Here is a 16,704-nt window from a genome sequence, read left to right as displayed (position 1 = left end):
CGCACCAAAATAAGTCTGCGTTATTCGGTCGCCTTGGCCTGAATGACGATGAACGGTGATACCACCACTGCCCATATCTCTGGATCGCGGTTTTGCAGGTCGAGCGCTTGCTCTGCCGACACAGGCCCAACCACGCCATCATTACGCCACTTGGCGAAGATCTCGCTGCGATTCTCGGCCATTGCCTCGGCAACCGCGATCAGGTCCAGGCTGGGGTCGACCCAAATCAGGTCACCCTTGGCCCAGAAACGCTCCAAAGCTTTCCACTCGATTGTCGCCGTCTCGCCGAGCAATTTGGCATAGAGGGTGCTTGTTTGATCAGTCATGGGTTTTTTCCCGCAAATCGGCCAACGAAAAATGGCCAGTATTTTTGCAGAAAAACCCGGTTTCAAATAAGTAATTTGGTCGAACGGCCCGAATCTTGTGGGGTAAGGGCCAAGGTACGGGCACTTTGATGGCGCTTTTTTGTATCTTTGTTTCGATCATGCGACAAGCCCCGGTTTAGGCACTTTTCGCCCGCTTTTCAAGCGCTCGAACAGCGCTCTACACTGTACCGGTACAGTTCCGGGACATGTTCCGGGGGAAGGTGGGCATGCAGTATGGCGTGGCCATGCCGCAAATCCCGCCCGGTCTGTAGCCCTGGCCGCCAGGACTATAAGAATTACAACAGAATGAGTGGAGCACTAATGATCAAGATTTCCAAGCTGTTCGCCGCAATGGTTCTGGCCGGGGTAGCCAGCCATTCGTTTGCCGCCGACACCATCAAAATTGGCATCGCCGGCCCGAAAACCGGGCCAGTGACCCAATACGGCGACATGCAGTTCATCGGCGCCAAACAGGCCATCAAGGACATCAACGCCAAGGGCGGCGTCGATGGCAAAATGCTTGAGGCCAAGGAATACGACGACGCGTGCGACCCTAAACAGGCCGTGGCAGTCGCCAACAAAGTGGTCAACGACGGCGTCAAGTTCGTCATCGGCCACCTGTGCTCCAGCTCCACCCAGCCAGCGTCCGACATCTACGAAGACGAAGGCGTGATCATGATCACCCCGGCTGCCACCAGCCCGGAAATCACCGCCCGTGGCTACAAGCTGATCTTCCGTACCATCGGCCTGGACAGCGCCCAGGGCCCGGCGGCCGGCAACTACATCGCCGACCACGTCAAGCCTAAGGTTGTTGCCGTACTGCACGACAAGCAGCAATACGGTGAAGGCATCGCCACCGCGGTCAAGCAAACCCTCGAAGGCAAAGGCACGAAGGTTGCCGTCTTCGAAGGCCTGAACGCCGGTGACAAGGACTTCTCCTCGATCATCCAGAAGCTCAAGCAAAACAACGTCGACTTCGTTTACTACGGCGGCTACCACCCAGAGCTGGGCCTGATCCTGCGCCAAGCTCAGGAAAAAGGCCTGAAAGCCAAATTCATGGGCCCGGAAGGCGTGGGTAACGACTCCATTTCGCAGATCGCCCAGAACGCCTCCGAAGGCTTGCTGGTTACCCTGCCGAAGTCCTTTGACGCAGACCCTGCGAACAAGGCCATCGTCGACGCTATCAAGGCTGATGGCAAAGACCCGAGCGGCCCGTTCGTGTTCCCGGCCTACTCGGCTGTTGAGCTGATCGCCGAAGGCATCAAGGCTGCCAAGTCCGAAGACACCGACAAGGTGGCTGCTGCCATCCACGCCGGCACCTTCAAGACCCCGACCGGCGAGCTGTCGTTCGACGCCAAAGGCGATCTGAAAGACTTCAAGTTCGTGGTCTACGAATGGCACTTCGGCAAGCCGAAAACCGAAGTATCCCCTCAGTAACTGCGTGACTAAATAGCTGACCGTAAAAGCCCACTGTGCGAGCAGTGGGCTTTGTTTTACGAGGTTCATGGGCCTGAATGCCGCGATCCGGCAACGGGCTCACCTGAAAATCTTAAAACCGTCACCCGCGGTTTCCTGGCCGTCACCCGGCCGGCGAAATGCAAATCAGGTTTTTAGGAGCGCTGTAATGCCTGAGATCTACCATTTCTTCCAACAACTGGTTAATGGATTGACCATCGGCAGCACCTACGCCTTGATCGCCATCGGTTACACGATGGTGTACGGCATCATTGGCATGATCAACTTCGCCCACGGCGAGGTGTACATGATCGGTTCCTACGTGGCCTTCATCGCCCTGGCGGGCCTGGCCATGATGGGTATCCATTCGTTGCCGATCCTGATGACCGTCGCCTTCGTCGCGACGATCTGTGTTACCAGTGCCTATGGCTACAGCATCGAACGGGTCGCCTACCGCCCCCTGCGCAACAGCAACCGTTTGATCCCACTGATTTCCGCCATCGGCATGTCGATTTTCCTGCAGAACACCGTGTTGCTTTCACAGGACTCCAAGGACAAATCCATCCCTAACCTGATCCCCGGGAGCATCTCCTTCGGGCCGGGCGGTGCTGAAGAAGTCCTGATCAGCTACATGCAGATCCTGGTGTTCGTGGTCACCCTGGTGGCTATGACGTGCCTGACCCTGTTCATCTCCCGTTCCCGCCTGGGCCGCGCCTGCCGCGCCTGTGCCGAGGACATCAAGATGGCCAACCTGCTGGGCATCAACACCAACAACATCATCGCCCTCACTTTCGTCATCGGCGCCGCTCTGGCGGCCGTGGCGGCCGTGCTGCTGAGCATGCAGTATGGGGTGATCAACCCCAACGCCGGTTTCCTGGTGGGCCTGAAGGCCTTCACCGCGGCGGTACTGGGCGGCATCGGCAGCATCCCGGGCGCCATGCTCGGCGGGCTGGTGCTGGGCGTTGCCGAAGCGTTTGGCGCCGACATCTTCGGTGACCAGTACAAGGACGTAGTGGCATTCGGCTTGTTGGTTCTTGTCTTGCTGTTCCGGCCGACCGGCATCCTGGGCCGCCCGGAGGTTGAAAAAGTATGAACAAAAATCTCAAACAGGCGTTTTTCGCCGCCTTGCTGGTGTGGGCCGTGGCCTTCCCGGTACTGGGCCTGAAACTGAGCATCGACGGCATCAGCCTTGTCGTGCACAGCCAAGGGTCGTTCACCATCAGCATCATTGCCGTGTGCTCGGTGCTGATGTTCCTGCGCGTGCTGTTCGACAAGCAGTGGAGCTCGGTGGTGGGCCGCCGCTCGGACCGCAAGCTGGTGCCGGCGTCGGTCAGCAACTTCATGACCCTGCCGAAAACCCAACGCTGGGTGATCATGGGCCTGATCGTGGTTGCACTGGTGTGGCCGTTCTTCGGCTCGCGCGGGGCAGTCGACATCGCCACGCTGATCCTGATCTACGTGCTGCTGGGCCTGGGCCTGAACATCGTGGTGGGCCTGGCCGGCCTGCTCGACCTCGGCTACGTGGGCTTCTACGCAGTGGGCGCATACAGCTACGCCATGCTGTCGCACTACCTGGGCTGGAGCTTCTGGATGTGCCTGCCGATCGCCGGCCTGATGGCCGCCACCTTCGGCTTCCTGCTCGGCTTCCCGGTGCTGCGCCTGCGCGGTGACTACCTGGCGATCGTGACCCTGGGTTTTGGCGAAATCATTCGCCTTTTCCTGCGTAACCTCACCGACTGGACCGGCGGCCCCAACGGCATCAGCAACATCGAGAAGCCAACCTTCTTCGGCCTCACGTTCGAGCGCCGCGCGGCAGAGGGTATGCAGACCTTCCACGAGTTCTTCGGGCTGGAATACAACTCGATCAACAAGGTCATCTTCCTCTACCTGGTGGCCCTGCTGCTGGCCCTGCTGGCACTGTTCGTCATCAACCGCCTGCTGCGCATGCCGATCGGCCGTGCCTGGGAAGCGCTGCGTGAAGACGAAATCGCCTGCCGTGCACTTGGCCTGAACCCGACTGTGATCAAACTCTCGGCCTTCACCCTTGGCGCCTGCTTCGCCGGTTTCGCCGGCAGCTTCTTCGCCGCGCGTCAGGGCCTGGTGACACCTGAGTCGTTCACCTTCATCGAGTCGGCGATCATCCTCGCCATCGTCGTGCTTGGCGGCATGGGCTCTCAGTTGGGCGTGATTCTCGCGGCCATCGTGATGATCCTGCTCCCAGAACTGATGCGTGAGTTCAGCGAATACCGGATGCTGATGTTCGGTGCGCTGATGGTGTTGATGATGATCTGGCGTCCGCAAGGCTTACTGCCTATGCAACGTCCACACATGGAGCTGCATCGATGAGCCGTGAAATTCTGCAAGTCAGCGGCCTGAGCATGCGCTTCGGCGGTTTGTTGGCGGTAAACGGCGTAGGCCTGACCGTCAAGGAAAAACAAGTGGTGGCATTGATCGGCCCGAACGGCGCCGGCAAGACCACCGTGTTCAACTGCCTGACCGGCTTCTACAAGCCCAGCGGTGGCACCATTCTGCTGGACGGTCAGCCGATTCAGGGCCTTGCGGGCCATCAGATTGCCCGCAAGGGCGTGGTGCGGACCTTCCAGAACGTGCGCCTGTTCAAGGAAATGACCGCACTGGAAAACCTGCTGATCGCCCAGCACCGCCACCTCAACACCAACTTCTTCGCCGGCCTGTTCAAAACCCCGAGCTTCCGCCGCAGCGAAAAGGAGGCCATGGAGCGTGCGCAGTACTGGCTGGAGAAGGTCAACCTGACCGAATTCGCCAACCGCACCGCCGGCACTCTGGCCTACGGCCAGCAGCGCCGCCTGGAAATCGCCCGCTGCATGATGACCCAGCCACGGATCATCATGCTCGACGAGCCTGCTGCCGGCCTGAACCCCAAGGAAACCGAAGACCTCAAGGCCTTGATCGCCTACCTGCGTGAGTCGCACAACGTCACCGTGCTGCTGATCGAGCACGACATGAAGCTGGTGATGAGCATTTCCGACCACATCGTCGTGATCAACCAGGGCACCCCCCTGGCCCACGGTACCCCGGAGGAAATCCGCGACAACCCTGAAGTGATCAAAGCCTACCTGGGGGAAGCGTAAATGCTGAAGTTCGAAAACGTTTCCACCTTCTACGGCAAGATCCAGGCGCTACACAGCGTCAACGTGGAAATCAACCAGGGTGAGATCGTCACCCTGATCGGTGCCAACGGTGCTGGCAAATCGACCTTGCTGATGACCCTTTGCGGCTCGCCCCAGGCGCACAGCGGCAGCATCAAGTACCTGGGCGAAGAGCTGGTCGGCCAGCCCTCCTCGCACATCATGCGCAAGAGCATCGCCGTGGTCCCTGAGGGCCGCCGCGTGTTCGCCCGCCTGACTGTTGAGGAAAACCTGGCCATGGGCGGTTTCTTCACCAACAAAGGCGATTATCAGGAGCAACTGGACAAAGTGCTGCAACTGTTCCCGCGCCTGAAGGAGCGCTACGAGCAGCGCGGCGGCACCATGTCCGGTGGCGAGCAACAGATGCTGGCCATCGGCCGGGCGCTGATGAGCAAGCCCAAACTGCTGCTGCTCGACGAACCGTCGCTGGGGTTGGCGCCGATCATCATTCAGCAGATCTTCGACATCATCGAACAGCTGCGCCGCGATGGCGTGACTGTGTTTTTGGTGGAGCAGAATGCCAACCAGGCGCTGAAAATTGCTGACCGGGCTTACGTGCTGGAGAACGGCCGGGTGGTGATGCAGGGGACAGGTGAAGCGTTGTTGACCGATCCCAAAGTACGGGACGCGTACCTTGGAGGCTGAGTTCATCTACTGATGGCCACCGTACAAACGCCCCGACACTTCGGGGCGTTTTTTGCGTTGTGGATTCGCTCAGGCTGCCTCAGGTCCGCGGCCCACTAAGTGTTGTCATCCTCGATGTACTCAAACTTAGCATCTTGGGCCCGGGTCAACGGAAGGGTCACTTTTATTAGCGGCAAGCGCTCTCCTCCGTGGTTTTCATAATCTGCACGATCAAGTTTGGCGGCTACCAAACCGGTGTTATTGGTATAGAAGAATGCCTGTATTGGCCACTCCCGTGCAGGTGGCTGGGCACCGCTTACCGCCGCAATTATCAACTCATTCTGCTGAGTAAAACGCTTATCGCTGTCACTGCTGGCCATCTCCTTGACTTTTTGACTTTCTCCCAACCAAATGGCAGCCATCGCAGAGCCCTCCATTGAAGTATCCACATTGTACGCACAGATAGTAGGTCCTTCATAACCTACGCCCACGTACTTGGCAACCCACTCAGCAGCCCATGCCACACCGACCCAAGGACACCTTCTCTCAGTGGGAACCTGCGTCTGTCCAACGCCGCACCGGGTACCCGTTGAATTATTGGTCCAACCGTCATTCGGGTAAATACACATCGGCTTGACCTTGAATTTGTGGCTTGGCGTTGTTTCCAATGAGAAGAGAATCAGCCCATTACTCCCTTCAAAGGCCAAAGACTTAAACTTACCATCTCGACGCAAAAAAGAATAAGACACCGAACGCAATGCTTGTGATTGGGGGCTGGGTTCCCAAGACCTGTAATTGGGTGAGTATGTGGTTATACGAAGCATTACGCCATTGCAGTAGTAGGCCGGATTCTGGCCAGCACAATATTTAGTGGTATCGTTGTAGCGATTTGTCAGTGCCTGTGCCACTGCAGGACCGTCAGCTACATTCTGCGGCTGCACCACACTGCGTGTGCCAAGCGTGCCCTCACGTTTAGAAGCATCAACTGTATTAGATACAACATCTTCTTTCTGATGAACGGTGCAAGCCGACAAAAAAACCAGAATCACAACCGCAAGCTGCTTCTTCATGATTCACCTCGAAACGATGTAAGTTAATGTCATGCGTTATACAGTGCGAGCGCTCCCCTGGGAGAACCCCCAAAACTGAAAACATACTCGCTGAAATCGGGCCACCCCACCAACCAACACTCAATGTAAAAATCCTCTTACACCGAGTTCCAACCACCGCAAGCAATAGCCCTAGACCGAAGTTAAACGCACCTCTGACCTCATCGACAACTAGCAAAAATATCAGGTGCGCGCGGCTAAAGATCCCCATACTCTTTCTGATTAGCAAAAAATTACTGCTGCTTGCCTCCTCCAAAAGTTAATGTCACCCGCAAAAACAAAGGTATCGCTTCAAGTGCGTCACGTAAGCGCTTGAGAATACCGGCCAGCCTAAGTAACGTGACCAGCCCTTTCCCAGCATTGTGGAGCTCGCCCCATGCGCCTCACCCCTGCCCTACTGCTCACCAGCCTTCTGCCCCTGTTCGCCGGCTGCCAGCTCATGGCCAATCAACCCACCGACCCGAACATTGGCACCCTGCGCATGCAGGGCGAATTGAGCGCAGCAGGTGGCCAATTGCTGTTCAAGCCCTGCAGCGAGGCACGCCAGTTCGTGATCAACGACACCGGCGCTACCGGCATCCTCCAGGAAGCTGCCGGCCTCGCCGACAGCGCCAATGACAAGCTGTTCGCCGATGTGCGTGGTCGCCTCACCGGCGCCAAGCAGGCCAATAACGATGGTGTACTGGAAGTGCGGCGCCTGTACCGCCTGGAATCTTCGACCCGCGCCTGTGACGACCCCAACTTCAAACAGCTGACACTGCGCGCCAGTGGTCAAGAACCGTTCTGGACGGTGAAAGCCAGTGGTAAGGGGATGGTCATCGAACGCCCCGGTAAAGATCCGCTGCCCCTGCCGTTCCTTGAAGAAGAGGTACCCGGTGGTGGCCTGAACCTGACCAGCGAAGCCAATGGCCAGCACGTCGAATTGTGGGTGGCTCCGCAACGCTGCGTGGACAGCGCCAGCGGTGCAGTGCGCCACCTGCGGGCTGAGTTGAAAATCGATGGCCAGACCTTACAGGGCTGCGGTTATTACGGCGGTGCGCGCGACAACTGACAGATCAGGTACACAGTAGCCGGGTCGATGGCCCGGCGCTGTAAGACAATCGCGAGTAAGTGTCAATTGTCGCCAGGGATGTACTCGAATTTAGCATCCTCTGCTTGTGAAGCAGGCATGGTGACTTTTATGAGGGGCAAGTTTATGCTCGTTTTAGCTAAAAAGTTGGCTTTGTCCTTCTTGGCATCGGCAAGCCCGGTAGCATTTAGGTAAAAGAACGCTTGCAGGGGTAATGTCGCGCCGATACCTCTTGCCCAGGTCTTGAGCACCAACTCGTTATGTTGCGTGAACCTCTTGTCTATTGGTGCGCCCTGTGACTTTGCCAACACGCCCGCATAGAACGCCGGACCGGCCAGATGATTTTGACTGTCACGAACATTGAACGCACACAGTTTGTTATTTGCCTGAGCTTACGCATTATATAAATTTATCCACTGCTGTGCCGTTGTAATGCTTTGAATTCCACAAGGACGGCTGGTCGCATTATTATCGGCGTAGGGACCGCAACGTTCTCCTGTGCGGTCATTGGTATAACCGTCAATCGGAAAAATGCACAGCACATCAGGGTCCATTTTGTCTGGTGGCGCACTGAAAATCGGGTAGAGTATGTAACCGTTGCTCAGACTCCAGGCAAGCCGAGAAAATTTGCTATCTTTGCGCACATAACTAAACGATTGCGCGCCCAGCCTTACTGAGTTATCACTTGGATCCCAGGAGTCATAATCAGGGCTGTACGTTGTGATGCGAAGAATGACACCACTGCATAAAAAAGCCGGTGTGGATGGCTTACCGCAATCCTGTCTTGTATCGGCATAGCGGGCCGTCAAGTCAGCCGCCGTTTCCGGACCATCAACAGTAATGACGGCCGTCGGGAGTGAAGAAACATGGGGACGCGAGGGTTCACGATGGATCTGACACGCGGCCAGGGACAACACCACTGCGAGCCCAATAATCATTTTCATGCGGAATATTCCAATAGAGGTCATTCCAAGCCACTGGAGAGTTCACTGCACATCAACCAGACCATTGGAAGCAAGATTAAAATTTGAGAAGCATCCTCACAACTGACAGTTTTATCAGTTGTTGAGAATCCAACGCTAAACTACACTCCTCCCTTTTCAAGCCAAACTACTTGGTATTTGGCATGTAGCTCTCTCAATGCTTGAGTCCGGCACGCGTCATCTGCACGAGGTTGTGATCGCGAGATCGACAACCGGTGCTGATTTCTTCTGCCTGTGCAGGCGGCGAACAGCTTATACTTGGCGGTTTGTGTAAAGCCGCCGGCCGCCCATGGCCGGGATACTGGACCCTGCCATGCTACGAATCACCGAACTGAAGCTGCCCCTGGACCATCCCGACGAAGCCCTGCGCGAGGCCATCGTACAGCGCCTGGGCATCCGCGATGAGCAACTGCTCAGCTTCACCCTGTTCAAGCGCAGCTACGACGCACGCAAGAAGAACAGCGAACTGCTGTTCATCTACACCATTGATCTGGAAGCCAGCAACGAAGCCGAGCTGCTGAGCAAGTTCGCCGACGATCGCAACATCGACATTGCCCCGGACGTCAGCTACAAGTTCGTTGGCCATGCGCCGGCCGGCCAGCAGGAGCGCCCGATCGTGGTGGGCTTCGGCCCCTGCGGTATCTTCGCCGGCCTGTTGCTGGCGCAGATGGGTTTCAAGCCGATCATCCTCGAACGTGGCAAGGAAGTGCGCCAGCGCACCAAGGACACCTGGGGCCTGTGGCGTAAAAGCGTGCTCAACCCTGAGTCCAACGTGCAGTTCGGTGAAGGCGGCGCCGGCACGTTCTCCGACGGCAAGCTGTACAGCCAGATCAAAGACCCGAACCACCATGGCCGCAAGGTGCTGGAAGAGTTCGTCAAAGCCGGTGCACCGGACGAGATTCTGTACATCAATAAACCACACATCGGCACCTTCCGCCTGACCGGCATGGTCGAGCAGATGCGCCAGGACATGATCGCCATGGGGGCCGAGGTGCGCTTCCAGCAGAAGGTCACCGACCTGCTGGTCGAGGACGGCCAACTGACCGGCGTGGTACTGGAGAGCGGCGAACAGCTGCATTCCCGCCATGTGGTGCTGGCGCTGGGCCACAGTGCTCGGGACACCTTCCGCATGCTGCATGCCAAAGGCGTGTACATGGAAGCCAAGCCGTTCTCCGTAGGCTTCCGCATCGAGCACCCGCAAACACTGATCGACAAGGCGCGCCTTGGCAAATATGCCGGCCACCCGAAACTGGGCGCCGCCGACTACAAGCTGGTGTACCACGCCAAGAACGGCCGATCGGTGTACAGCTTCTGCATGTGCCCAGGCGGCACCGTGGTTGCGGCCACCAGTGAGCCGGGCCGGGTGGTGACCAACGGCATGAGCCAGTACTCGCGTAACGAGCGCAATGCCAACTCGGGCATCGTGGTGGGTATCGACCCCGAGCGCGACTACCCGGGTGGCCCGCTGGCCGGTATCGAACTGCAAGAGCGGCTGGAAGCCCACGCCTACATCATGGGTGGGAGCAACTACCAGGCGCCTGCACAGTTGGTGGGTGATTTTGTAGCCGGCAAGCCATCGACGGCGCTCGGGAGCGTCGAGCCGTCCTACAAGCCGGGCGTCACTCTGGGTGACCTCGCGCCAAGCCTGCCGGATTTCGCCATCGAAGCGATTCGCGAAGCGCTGCCGGCGTTTGATCGCCAGATCAAGGGTTACAACCTGCACGACGCCGTGCTGACCGGGATCGAAACGCGCACATCGTCGCCACTGCGTATTACCCGTGGCGCGGACTTCCAGAGCCTGAACATGAAGGGCTTGTTCCCGGCGGGTGAAGGCGCGGGTTATGCGGGCGGGATTCTGTCGGCGGGTGTAGACGGTATTCGCATTGCCGAAGCAGTGGCGCGGGATATGCTCGGGCTTTGAAGTCCGGTTGACTGTACTGGCCCCTCGCGGATGAATCCGCTCCTACAGGACGCATAAAACCTGTAGGAGCGGATTCATCCGCGAAAGGCCGGCACAGATACTAAAAAACCCCGAACGAGCCAAGCCCGTTCGGGGTTTTTTGTTGCTTCGCAATCAGTGCGTAACGCGGCTGGTACCGTCCACGGTCATGATGCGCACACGCTCGCCAACGCGGAAGACTTCATTCTCCTGCACGGCCTGCACATAGGCGCGCATACTGCCATCGTCCTCACGCACGGTAATTTCCACACCCTGCGTACGAGTCAGGCCTTCCTCGGCCGCAGAGCCCGCCAGGCCACCGGCCACGGCACCAATTACCGCGGCAACGATACTGCCACGGCCACCGCCAATGGCACTACCGGCGACACCACCAACGATGGCACCGGCACCACCGCCGATCGGGGTCTTGGTACCTTCGATCTTGACGGGGCGCAGGGATTCGATAGTCCCCATGCGCACAGTCTGCACGCGACGGGCCTCATCACGGGAGTAGCTGTCGCCGGTCAGGCTCGAGGCACAGCCCCCCAGCAACAACGACATGGTGGTAAAGGTCGCCACCAGCAAAGCGGATTTACGCATGGGTAAAGTCTCCATAAGTCATGGTGTCCATTAGACGCCGCCGATTGACAACTGTCACGGTACACACGTAACAAAATTGTTTTCATTCAGCTGCGGTACAGCGTTCACTGCCCGGCTCTGACGTCAGACCAAGGATAGACAGGGATTACTTCACCGGCGTAAAGGTTGCTCAGGGCGCCAGACGTTCCCGCGACCATTGCCCGTCAACCAGCCGATAGTTCAGGCGGTCATGCAGGCGGCTGGAACGCCCCTGCCAGAACTCGATGCGCTCAGGCAGCAACCGGTAACCACCCCAGTGTTCCGGGCAGTGCGGCTGGGTGTCGCTGAAACGGGCCTCGGTCGCCTTGACCAGCCCTTCCAGTTCTTCACGGTTGGCAATCACCCGGCTTTGCGGCGAGGCCCAGGCGCCCAGCCGACTTCCCAACGGCCGCACCTGGTAGTAATCGTCCGACTCCTTGGCCGTAACCTTTTCTACACGCCCTTCGATACGCACCTGGCGCTCCAGTGCCGGCCAAAAGAATGTCATTGCGGCAAAAGGATTGGCCAGCAGCTGCTGGCCCTTGGCACTTTCATAGTTGGTGAAGAAGGTGAAACCGCGATCATCGAGGCCCTTCAACAACAGCACACGGCAATGAGGACGCCCCTCGCCATCCACCGTGGCGAGGGTCAGGGCATTGGCTTCCACTGGGGGTTGCTCGGTTTTCACCGCATCGGCAAACCACTGATGGAACAAGGCAAACGGCTCGCCCGGGGCCTGGGCTTCGGCCAGGCCATCTCGGGTGTAGTCGCGGCGCATATCGGCCAGGGATTGGGTCATGGCTGCGTTCCTTGACGATCAGTTGGTCTTCGCAGGGGTGTTGGCGGCGACTTTCTTGTCGGCCGTGGCTTTCTTGGCGGCAGGCTTGGCCGGGGCGGCTTTCTTTTTGGCAGCCGGCTTGGCTGGCGCTTTGGCGGTAGCCTTTTTAGCGGCTGGCTTGGCAGCCGCTTTTACAGCTGGCTTGCTTTCGGCGACCTTGGCAGCAGGAGCCTTGGCGTCCTGGGTGGCAACCATCGAAGCGGCGCTGGCTGCAGGCACTGGCTTCTGGTACTTGGCCAGCAGCGCAAGCATGGTGTTCTGCGGCGTCAGCAGCATTTCCACGCGACGGTTCAGGGCACGGCCCTCGGCGCTGTCGTTGGCGGCACGCGGCATTTCCGAACCCATGCCCTTGAGCGACAGGCGATCACGCTGCAGGCCACTCAGGCGGAAGATAGCCGACACCGAGGCGGCGCGCTCCAGGCTGAGCTTCTGGTTGGCAGCGGCAGCACCGCTGGTGTCGGCATGGCCCAACACCAGCACGGCAGTCTTGGGGTCGCCCTCGACGGCCTTGGCCACACGGGTGATCGGCCCCAGGCTCATCGGCAGGAGCATGTTCGGGCGGTCCGGGTTGTAGGAGCTGTCCGCCGGAATGGTCACGACCAGCACGTTTTCACGGCGCTCCAGCTCCAGCTTGCTGTCCTTGATGGCTTCACGCAGCTTCGGCTCGTATTGGTCCAGCCAAGCCTGGGTGGCCTTTTCGTCAATCTTCGGCACGACAGGACCCTGGGCCTGCTTGTCGTCACCACCAAACGGCCACCACCAGCGGCTGGCGCTCTCGGATTTTGCGTCAGCCTTGGCAACCTTTTCAGTCACGGCCTGTTTCACTTCCTGCTCGGCAACCTTGTCCGAACCAAACGGCCACCAGCTGCTGCCGCCCTCCTTGGAGGCGTCCTGGGAGTGGCTGGCACAGCCGGTCACGGCAGTCAGGCACAGCGCGAGAGCTAAGGTTTTATGTGAAGACATCAGCGATACACCATGAAATAGAAAGAAAATTTGCCAAAACGGTTCAGGCGCTGGCATTCAGGATAGACAAAGGGGTTGCGCAATACCCGCGTTACCCGATCAAAGGCAACTGCGAAGCACCCGAACCAAGTGCTGGGCGCGCGGGTCCATCAGCACGTAGGGGCCGAGGGTATTGACCACGAAACCGAAGGCCACATCGTACTCGGGGTCGGCAAAACCGACCGAGCCGCCCGCCCCTGGATGCCCGAAGGCACGGGCGCCGAGGCCGAATGTGGCATTGGCCACATCGGGCTGGTCGAGCATGCAACCGAGGCCGAAGCGGGTTTGCGTCAGCAGGGTACGGTCTTGGCCGATGCTGTGCTCACGGGTCAGTTCGTCGAGCAGTTCGGACTCGAGCAGGCTGCCATCGAGCACACCGGCATAGAAGCCGGCCAGGCTGCGGGCGTTGCCATGGCCATTGGCCGCTGGCTGCTGCATACGCCGCCATTCCGGTTTGTTGGTGCTGGTCAGAATCGCCGGCGGGTTGGTGAAAGCCCGGGTCGACAGCGCTTCAGGCTCTCGCATGGTTACCTGCAACAGGCGCTGGGCTGCCGCATCGCCAGCATTGCCTTTACCGCGGGCGATGTGCGCCACGCGATGGAACTCTTCGTCTGCAAGACCGACATGGAAGTCCAACCCCAGTGGCCGTGCAGTGCGGGCAACGATCGACTCGCCCGGGCCACGGCCATCGGCGCGGCGGATCAGTTCGCCAATCAGCCAGCCATAAGTGATGGCGGCGTAGCCATGCTCGGTGCCTGGCACCCACCACGGGCTTTCGGCGGCCAGGGCATCGACCATGGCTTGCCAGTCATACAATGCCTCAGCTGGCAGCAACTCGCGAATGGCCGGCAAACCTGCCCGGTGGCTAAGCAACTGGCGCAAGGTGATGCTTTCTTTGCCCGCCTGGGCAAACTCTGGCCAGTAACGCGCCACAGGCACGTCCAGGGCGAGCTTGCCCTCACCCACCAGTTGCAGCGCGGTCACAGCCGTAAAGGTTTTGGTGCAGGAGAACAGGTTGGCGATGGTATCGCTGTGCCAGGCCTGCTGGCCGTCCTTGTCGGCGCTGCCAGCCCACAGATCGATGACCGTCTCGCCACCCACCTGGATGCACAGCGCGGCACCGCGCTCCTGGCGATCATCGAACAACGCCGCGAATGCTTCGCGCACTGCTTCGAACTTCAGCTCATAGTGACCCTGAATCTGCACCCGCCTGTTCTCCGTACGACCCTGCTGAAAAGGCGTGCATTGTTTCAGTAGTTAGGCCGTTTGCCTACTGGGCATGGCTGGAAGGTTGCCAGGAATAGTTCCCCGCTTGCCTCATTGCTTCGCCTTCTCGACACCGGCACGCAACTGGCCCAATGCCGCCAGATTGCTTTTGCGCACGGCATCGACAAAGCCCGGGTAAGGCACATCGGTAATGGCCACCAGCCCCAGGTGCCCGTTTTCACCATCGAGCAGGCGGCCGCTGGCCGGTTGGTCGAGATACTGGAACCAGTGCGCGCCGACGATCATCGGCTGGGCCAAGGCCGCCCTGAGGAAGTTGGCATAGGCTGGCCCACGGTCCTCTTCGCGCGCGACTTCCACTGGCCCAGGCCAGAACGGCCCACGATCGCGCGAGCCGAACTGGAACTCGGACACCAGCACCGGTTTGTCCAGCGCGGCCAACTGGGCGAAGTTGTAGCCATCGTCAGGCTTGAGGGTATAGAAGTTGAAACTCAGCACGTCACAGAACTTGGCGCAGGCCTGCACCGCTTCCGGAGTGCTGACGGCATAGCGCCCACCCAACAGCATATGGTTGGGGGCATGCCACTGCAGCGCATCGGCAATGGTCTTGAAGTAGGTTTCGGCGAACACCTGCTGGAAGTACTGGTAATCACGCTCGATTTCAGGGTGTTCAGGGTTGGGCAGCGGCGCCTCGAAGCCCGGGTCTTCCATCAGCTCCCAGGCTTGCAGGTCGATCCCCCAGGCTTTGGACAAGCCCTCCTGATTGCGGTACTTGTCACGCAATTGCTTGAGAAACGCACGTTTGGCCGGCACATCGGTGGTCAGGCGCAAGGTGCCGTAGGCCAAGCCATATCGTGCCTTGGGGGCATCGCCGGGCGCGGCCCAGGCCAGCTCATTGTCCGCGAAGTACCCAATCAGCCACGGATCATCACGGTGATCGCGGGCAGCAATGGCCACGGCACGTTCGGTGGCCATGGCAAAGCGCGGGTCAAACGGGTCGGGCATGCGCCCCCACCAGTCCATGCCGGTGCTGATACTGGCATAGTCACCGACGATCGACAGCGGCAAGGTGTAGGGCATGCGCTGGGCCTGAGCCAGTGCGGGGTCGCTCCAGTTGCCCAAGGTGTTGAAGCCCCAGGCCTGCAAGCGGTCCAGGGTGTGCGCCTGCCAGCGCGTGTTGTCCGGTGCCATGCCGTAGGTGCGCTGCAGGTTGGCAGCATAAAAGTCGAACCAGCGCCCTTGCTTGAAGTTACGCCCTTGCGACGAGGCGTTGCCATCATCGTTGTTGCCTTCACCATAGAAGGCGGCCAACGCTTCGCCTTCTGCCGGTAATGCACTGAACATGTCTTCACGGCCAGCCACATACGTACGTCCACCGTCCGCGGCCACGGCATTGACGCCCAGCGAGTAAAACGGGTGGCCTTGCGGCGTTACGAGATACCAGCGGCCATCGCGCTTTTCGGTGCGGAAAAAACCCTTGGCCTCAAAGGCAGGCCCCGCGACCAGGCCACCATAGTTATCCAGTTGCTGCTTCTGTCGTTCGGCCAGCCAACCTTGAAGTTGCGCTTGCTCCCGGCCATCGGCAACCGTGAGCTGCTGATCGTTGACGATCTTTTCAGGCCAACGACCACGGGTGGACTGCCCGTAGCTATCGATCAGTTCGTGGTAAGCGGCCTTGTAGGCGAGATCGTCATCCTGCAGGCCAACTTTTTCGATCAGCAGGTTTTGCGCCACCTTCGGGCTTGGAATGGTCAGGCTGACAGACACCACTTGCTTGAGATCAATATCGCCACTGCTGCTGGTAAACAGCAGGCGCTGCCCCTGATAAGCCCAAGGCATGGGCGGCCCGGCGCGCATGCCTTGGCTCAGTGGCGAGCTGGCCTTGAGCGGGACCATCACGGTTTGGGCCGGGCCCGCAGGCAAATCGATACGGCTGGTGAGGGTGCGCCCATCACTGCCCAACACCGTCACATCCACGGTCAGCGCCCAATCCATTGCACTTTGCAACCGCAACGTCAGAAACTGCCCGGCAGACCAGTCCCACACCCCACTTTGCGGGCTCATGCGCAAGGTCGGGCGTTCGACCGGGTTGAACACCACGCGCCGCAACACTTCGCCTTCAGCTGTCTGCTCGGCGTTGTATTGCGGCATACCCGTACCCTCGGTCAGCACATTGACCACCGAAGCCGGCCGCACAAAACTGAACAACGTCTGTTGCCCTGCCAGCAATGGCGAACTGAACAACAGGGTGAGAATGGCAGGCAAGGCGCGGCGAATCATAAGGCTGGGGCTCTCCTTCCGGGCCTTCATG

The 16,704-nt window shown here is 59.3% G+C and carries 16 protein-coding genes; 7 read left to right on the top strand and 9 right to left on the bottom strand.

The window, feature by feature from the left end; translation table 11 throughout:
* Positions 1-20: 20 nt before the first annotated feature.
* Positions 21-326, bottom strand: a complete 306-nt coding sequence (locus PVV54_RS05865) for a DUF2288 domain-containing protein (protein WP_274909030.1) — start codon at positions 324-326, stop codon at positions 21-23.
* A gap of 360 nt (positions 327-686) precedes the next feature.
* Here PVV54_RS05865 and PVV54_RS05860 point away from each other — a divergent pair, with 360 nt between their 5' ends.
* The 5 genes from PVV54_RS05860 (at position 687) to PVV54_RS05840 (ending at position 5,632) form a co-directional block, all read left to right on the top strand.
* The gene (locus PVV54_RS05860) at positions 687-1,802 is read left to right on the top strand and encodes a branched-chain amino acid ABC transporter substrate-binding protein (protein WP_274909029.1); all 1,116 of its coding nucleotides are present in this window, start codon (positions 687-689) and stop codon (positions 1,800-1,802) included.
* 187 nt (positions 1,803-1,989) lie between these two features.
* The gene (livH, locus tag PVV54_RS05855) at positions 1,990-2,913 is read left to right on the top strand and encodes a high-affinity branched-chain amino acid ABC transporter permease LivH (RefSeq protein ID WP_110639633.1); all 924 of its coding nucleotides are present in this window, start codon (positions 1,990-1,992) and stop codon (positions 2,911-2,913) included.
* Positions 2,910-4,166 carry a high-affinity branched-chain amino acid ABC transporter permease LivM gene (locus PVV54_RS05850; protein ID WP_274909028.1) on the top strand — a complete coding sequence of 419 codons (1,257 nt, stop codon included), beginning with the start codon at positions 2,910-2,912 and terminating at the stop codon, positions 4,164-4,166. Before livH ends, PVV54_RS05850 begins: the two co-directional genes overlap by 4 nt.
* A complete protein-coding gene (livG, locus tag PVV54_RS05845; protein ID WP_114169627.1) occupies positions 4,163-4,930 on the top strand; it encodes a high-affinity branched-chain amino acid ABC transporter ATP-binding protein LivG in 768 nt (255 codons plus the stop codon). The genes PVV54_RS05850 and livG overlap by 4 nt, the downstream gene beginning before the upstream one ends.
* Positions 4,931-5,632, top strand: coding sequence for an ABC transporter ATP-binding protein (locus tag PVV54_RS05840; RefSeq protein WP_274909027.1), 702 nt, complete (start codon positions 4,931-4,933; stop codon positions 5,630-5,632).
* Between the two features lie 95 nt (positions 5,633-5,727).
* Here PVV54_RS05840 and PVV54_RS05835 read toward each other — a convergent pair whose 3' ends face one another.
* Positions 5,728-6,681: a hypothetical protein gene (locus PVV54_RS05835; RefSeq protein ID WP_274909026.1), complete on the bottom strand. Its 954-nt coding sequence runs from the start codon at positions 6,679-6,681 to the stop codon at positions 5,728-5,730.
* A gap of 415 nt (positions 6,682-7,096) precedes the next feature.
* On the opposite strand from PVV54_RS05835, the gene PVV54_RS05830 reads away from it, so the two are divergent.
* Entirely contained in the window at positions 7,097-7,771 is a 675-nt protein-coding gene (locus PVV54_RS05830; protein ID WP_274909025.1) for a COG3650 family protein, read from the top strand.
* A gap of 62 nt (positions 7,772-7,833) precedes the next feature.
* Here the strand turns inward: PVV54_RS05830 and PVV54_RS05825 are convergent, their stop codons facing one another.
* Both PVV54_RS05825 and PVV54_RS05820 read right to left on the bottom strand, forming a co-directional pair.
* Positions 7,834-8,040, bottom strand: coding sequence for a hypothetical protein (locus PVV54_RS05825; RefSeq protein ID WP_274909024.1), 207 nt, complete (start codon positions 8,038-8,040; stop codon positions 7,834-7,836).
* 141 nt (positions 8,041-8,181) lie between these two features.
* Positions 8,182-8,733 carry a hypothetical protein gene (locus PVV54_RS05820; RefSeq protein WP_274909023.1) on the bottom strand — a complete coding sequence of 184 codons (552 nt, stop codon included), beginning with the start codon at positions 8,731-8,733 and terminating at the stop codon, positions 8,182-8,184.
* A gap of 352 nt (positions 8,734-9,085) precedes the next feature.
* Between PVV54_RS05820 and PVV54_RS05815 the strand changes: the two genes are divergently transcribed.
* Positions 9,086-10,693 carry an NAD(P)/FAD-dependent oxidoreductase gene (locus tag PVV54_RS05815; protein WP_274909022.1) on the top strand — a complete coding sequence of 536 codons (1,608 nt, stop codon included), beginning with the start codon at positions 9,086-9,088 and terminating at the stop codon, positions 10,691-10,693.
* 153 nt (positions 10,694-10,846) lie between these two features.
* On the opposite strand, the gene PVV54_RS05810 is transcribed toward PVV54_RS05815, so the two are convergent.
* From PVV54_RS05810 to PVV54_RS05790, 5 genes are all read right to left on the bottom strand, one after another.
* The gene (locus PVV54_RS05810; protein WP_274909021.1) at positions 10,847-11,311 is read right to left on the bottom strand and encodes a glycine zipper 2TM domain-containing protein; all 465 of its coding nucleotides are present in this window, start codon (positions 11,309-11,311) and stop codon (positions 10,847-10,849) included.
* 169 nt (positions 11,312-11,480) lie between these two features.
* A complete protein-coding gene (gene pdxH, locus PVV54_RS05805) occupies positions 11,481-12,128 on the bottom strand; it encodes a pyridoxamine 5'-phosphate oxidase (RefSeq protein WP_274909020.1) in 648 nt (215 codons plus the stop codon).
* A gap of 18 nt (positions 12,129-12,146) precedes the next feature.
* Positions 12,147-13,130 carry an OmpA family protein gene (locus PVV54_RS05800; RefSeq protein ID WP_274909019.1) on the bottom strand — a complete coding sequence of 328 codons (984 nt, stop codon included), beginning with the start codon at positions 13,128-13,130 and terminating at the stop codon, positions 12,147-12,149.
* 99 nt (positions 13,131-13,229) lie between these two features.
* On the bottom strand, positions 13,230-14,375 hold the full coding sequence (locus PVV54_RS05795; protein ID WP_274909018.1) for a serine hydrolase domain-containing protein: 1,146 nt from the start codon (positions 14,373-14,375) through the stop codon (positions 13,230-13,232).
* A gap of 111 nt (positions 14,376-14,486) precedes the next feature.
* Positions 14,487-16,673 carry a beta-galactosidase gene (locus PVV54_RS05790; RefSeq protein ID WP_274909017.1) on the bottom strand — a complete coding sequence of 729 codons (2,187 nt, stop codon included), beginning with the start codon at positions 16,671-16,673 and terminating at the stop codon, positions 14,487-14,489.
* Positions 16,674-16,704 lie beyond the last annotated feature (31 nt).

Source organism: Pseudomonas sp. PSKL.D1, assembly GCF_028898945.1.
In the GTDB taxonomy this organism is placed as follows: Bacteria; Pseudomonadota; Gammaproteobacteria; order Pseudomonadales; family Pseudomonadaceae; genus Aquipseudomonas.
This window is presented reverse-complemented; position numbering and strand designations above follow the sequence as displayed.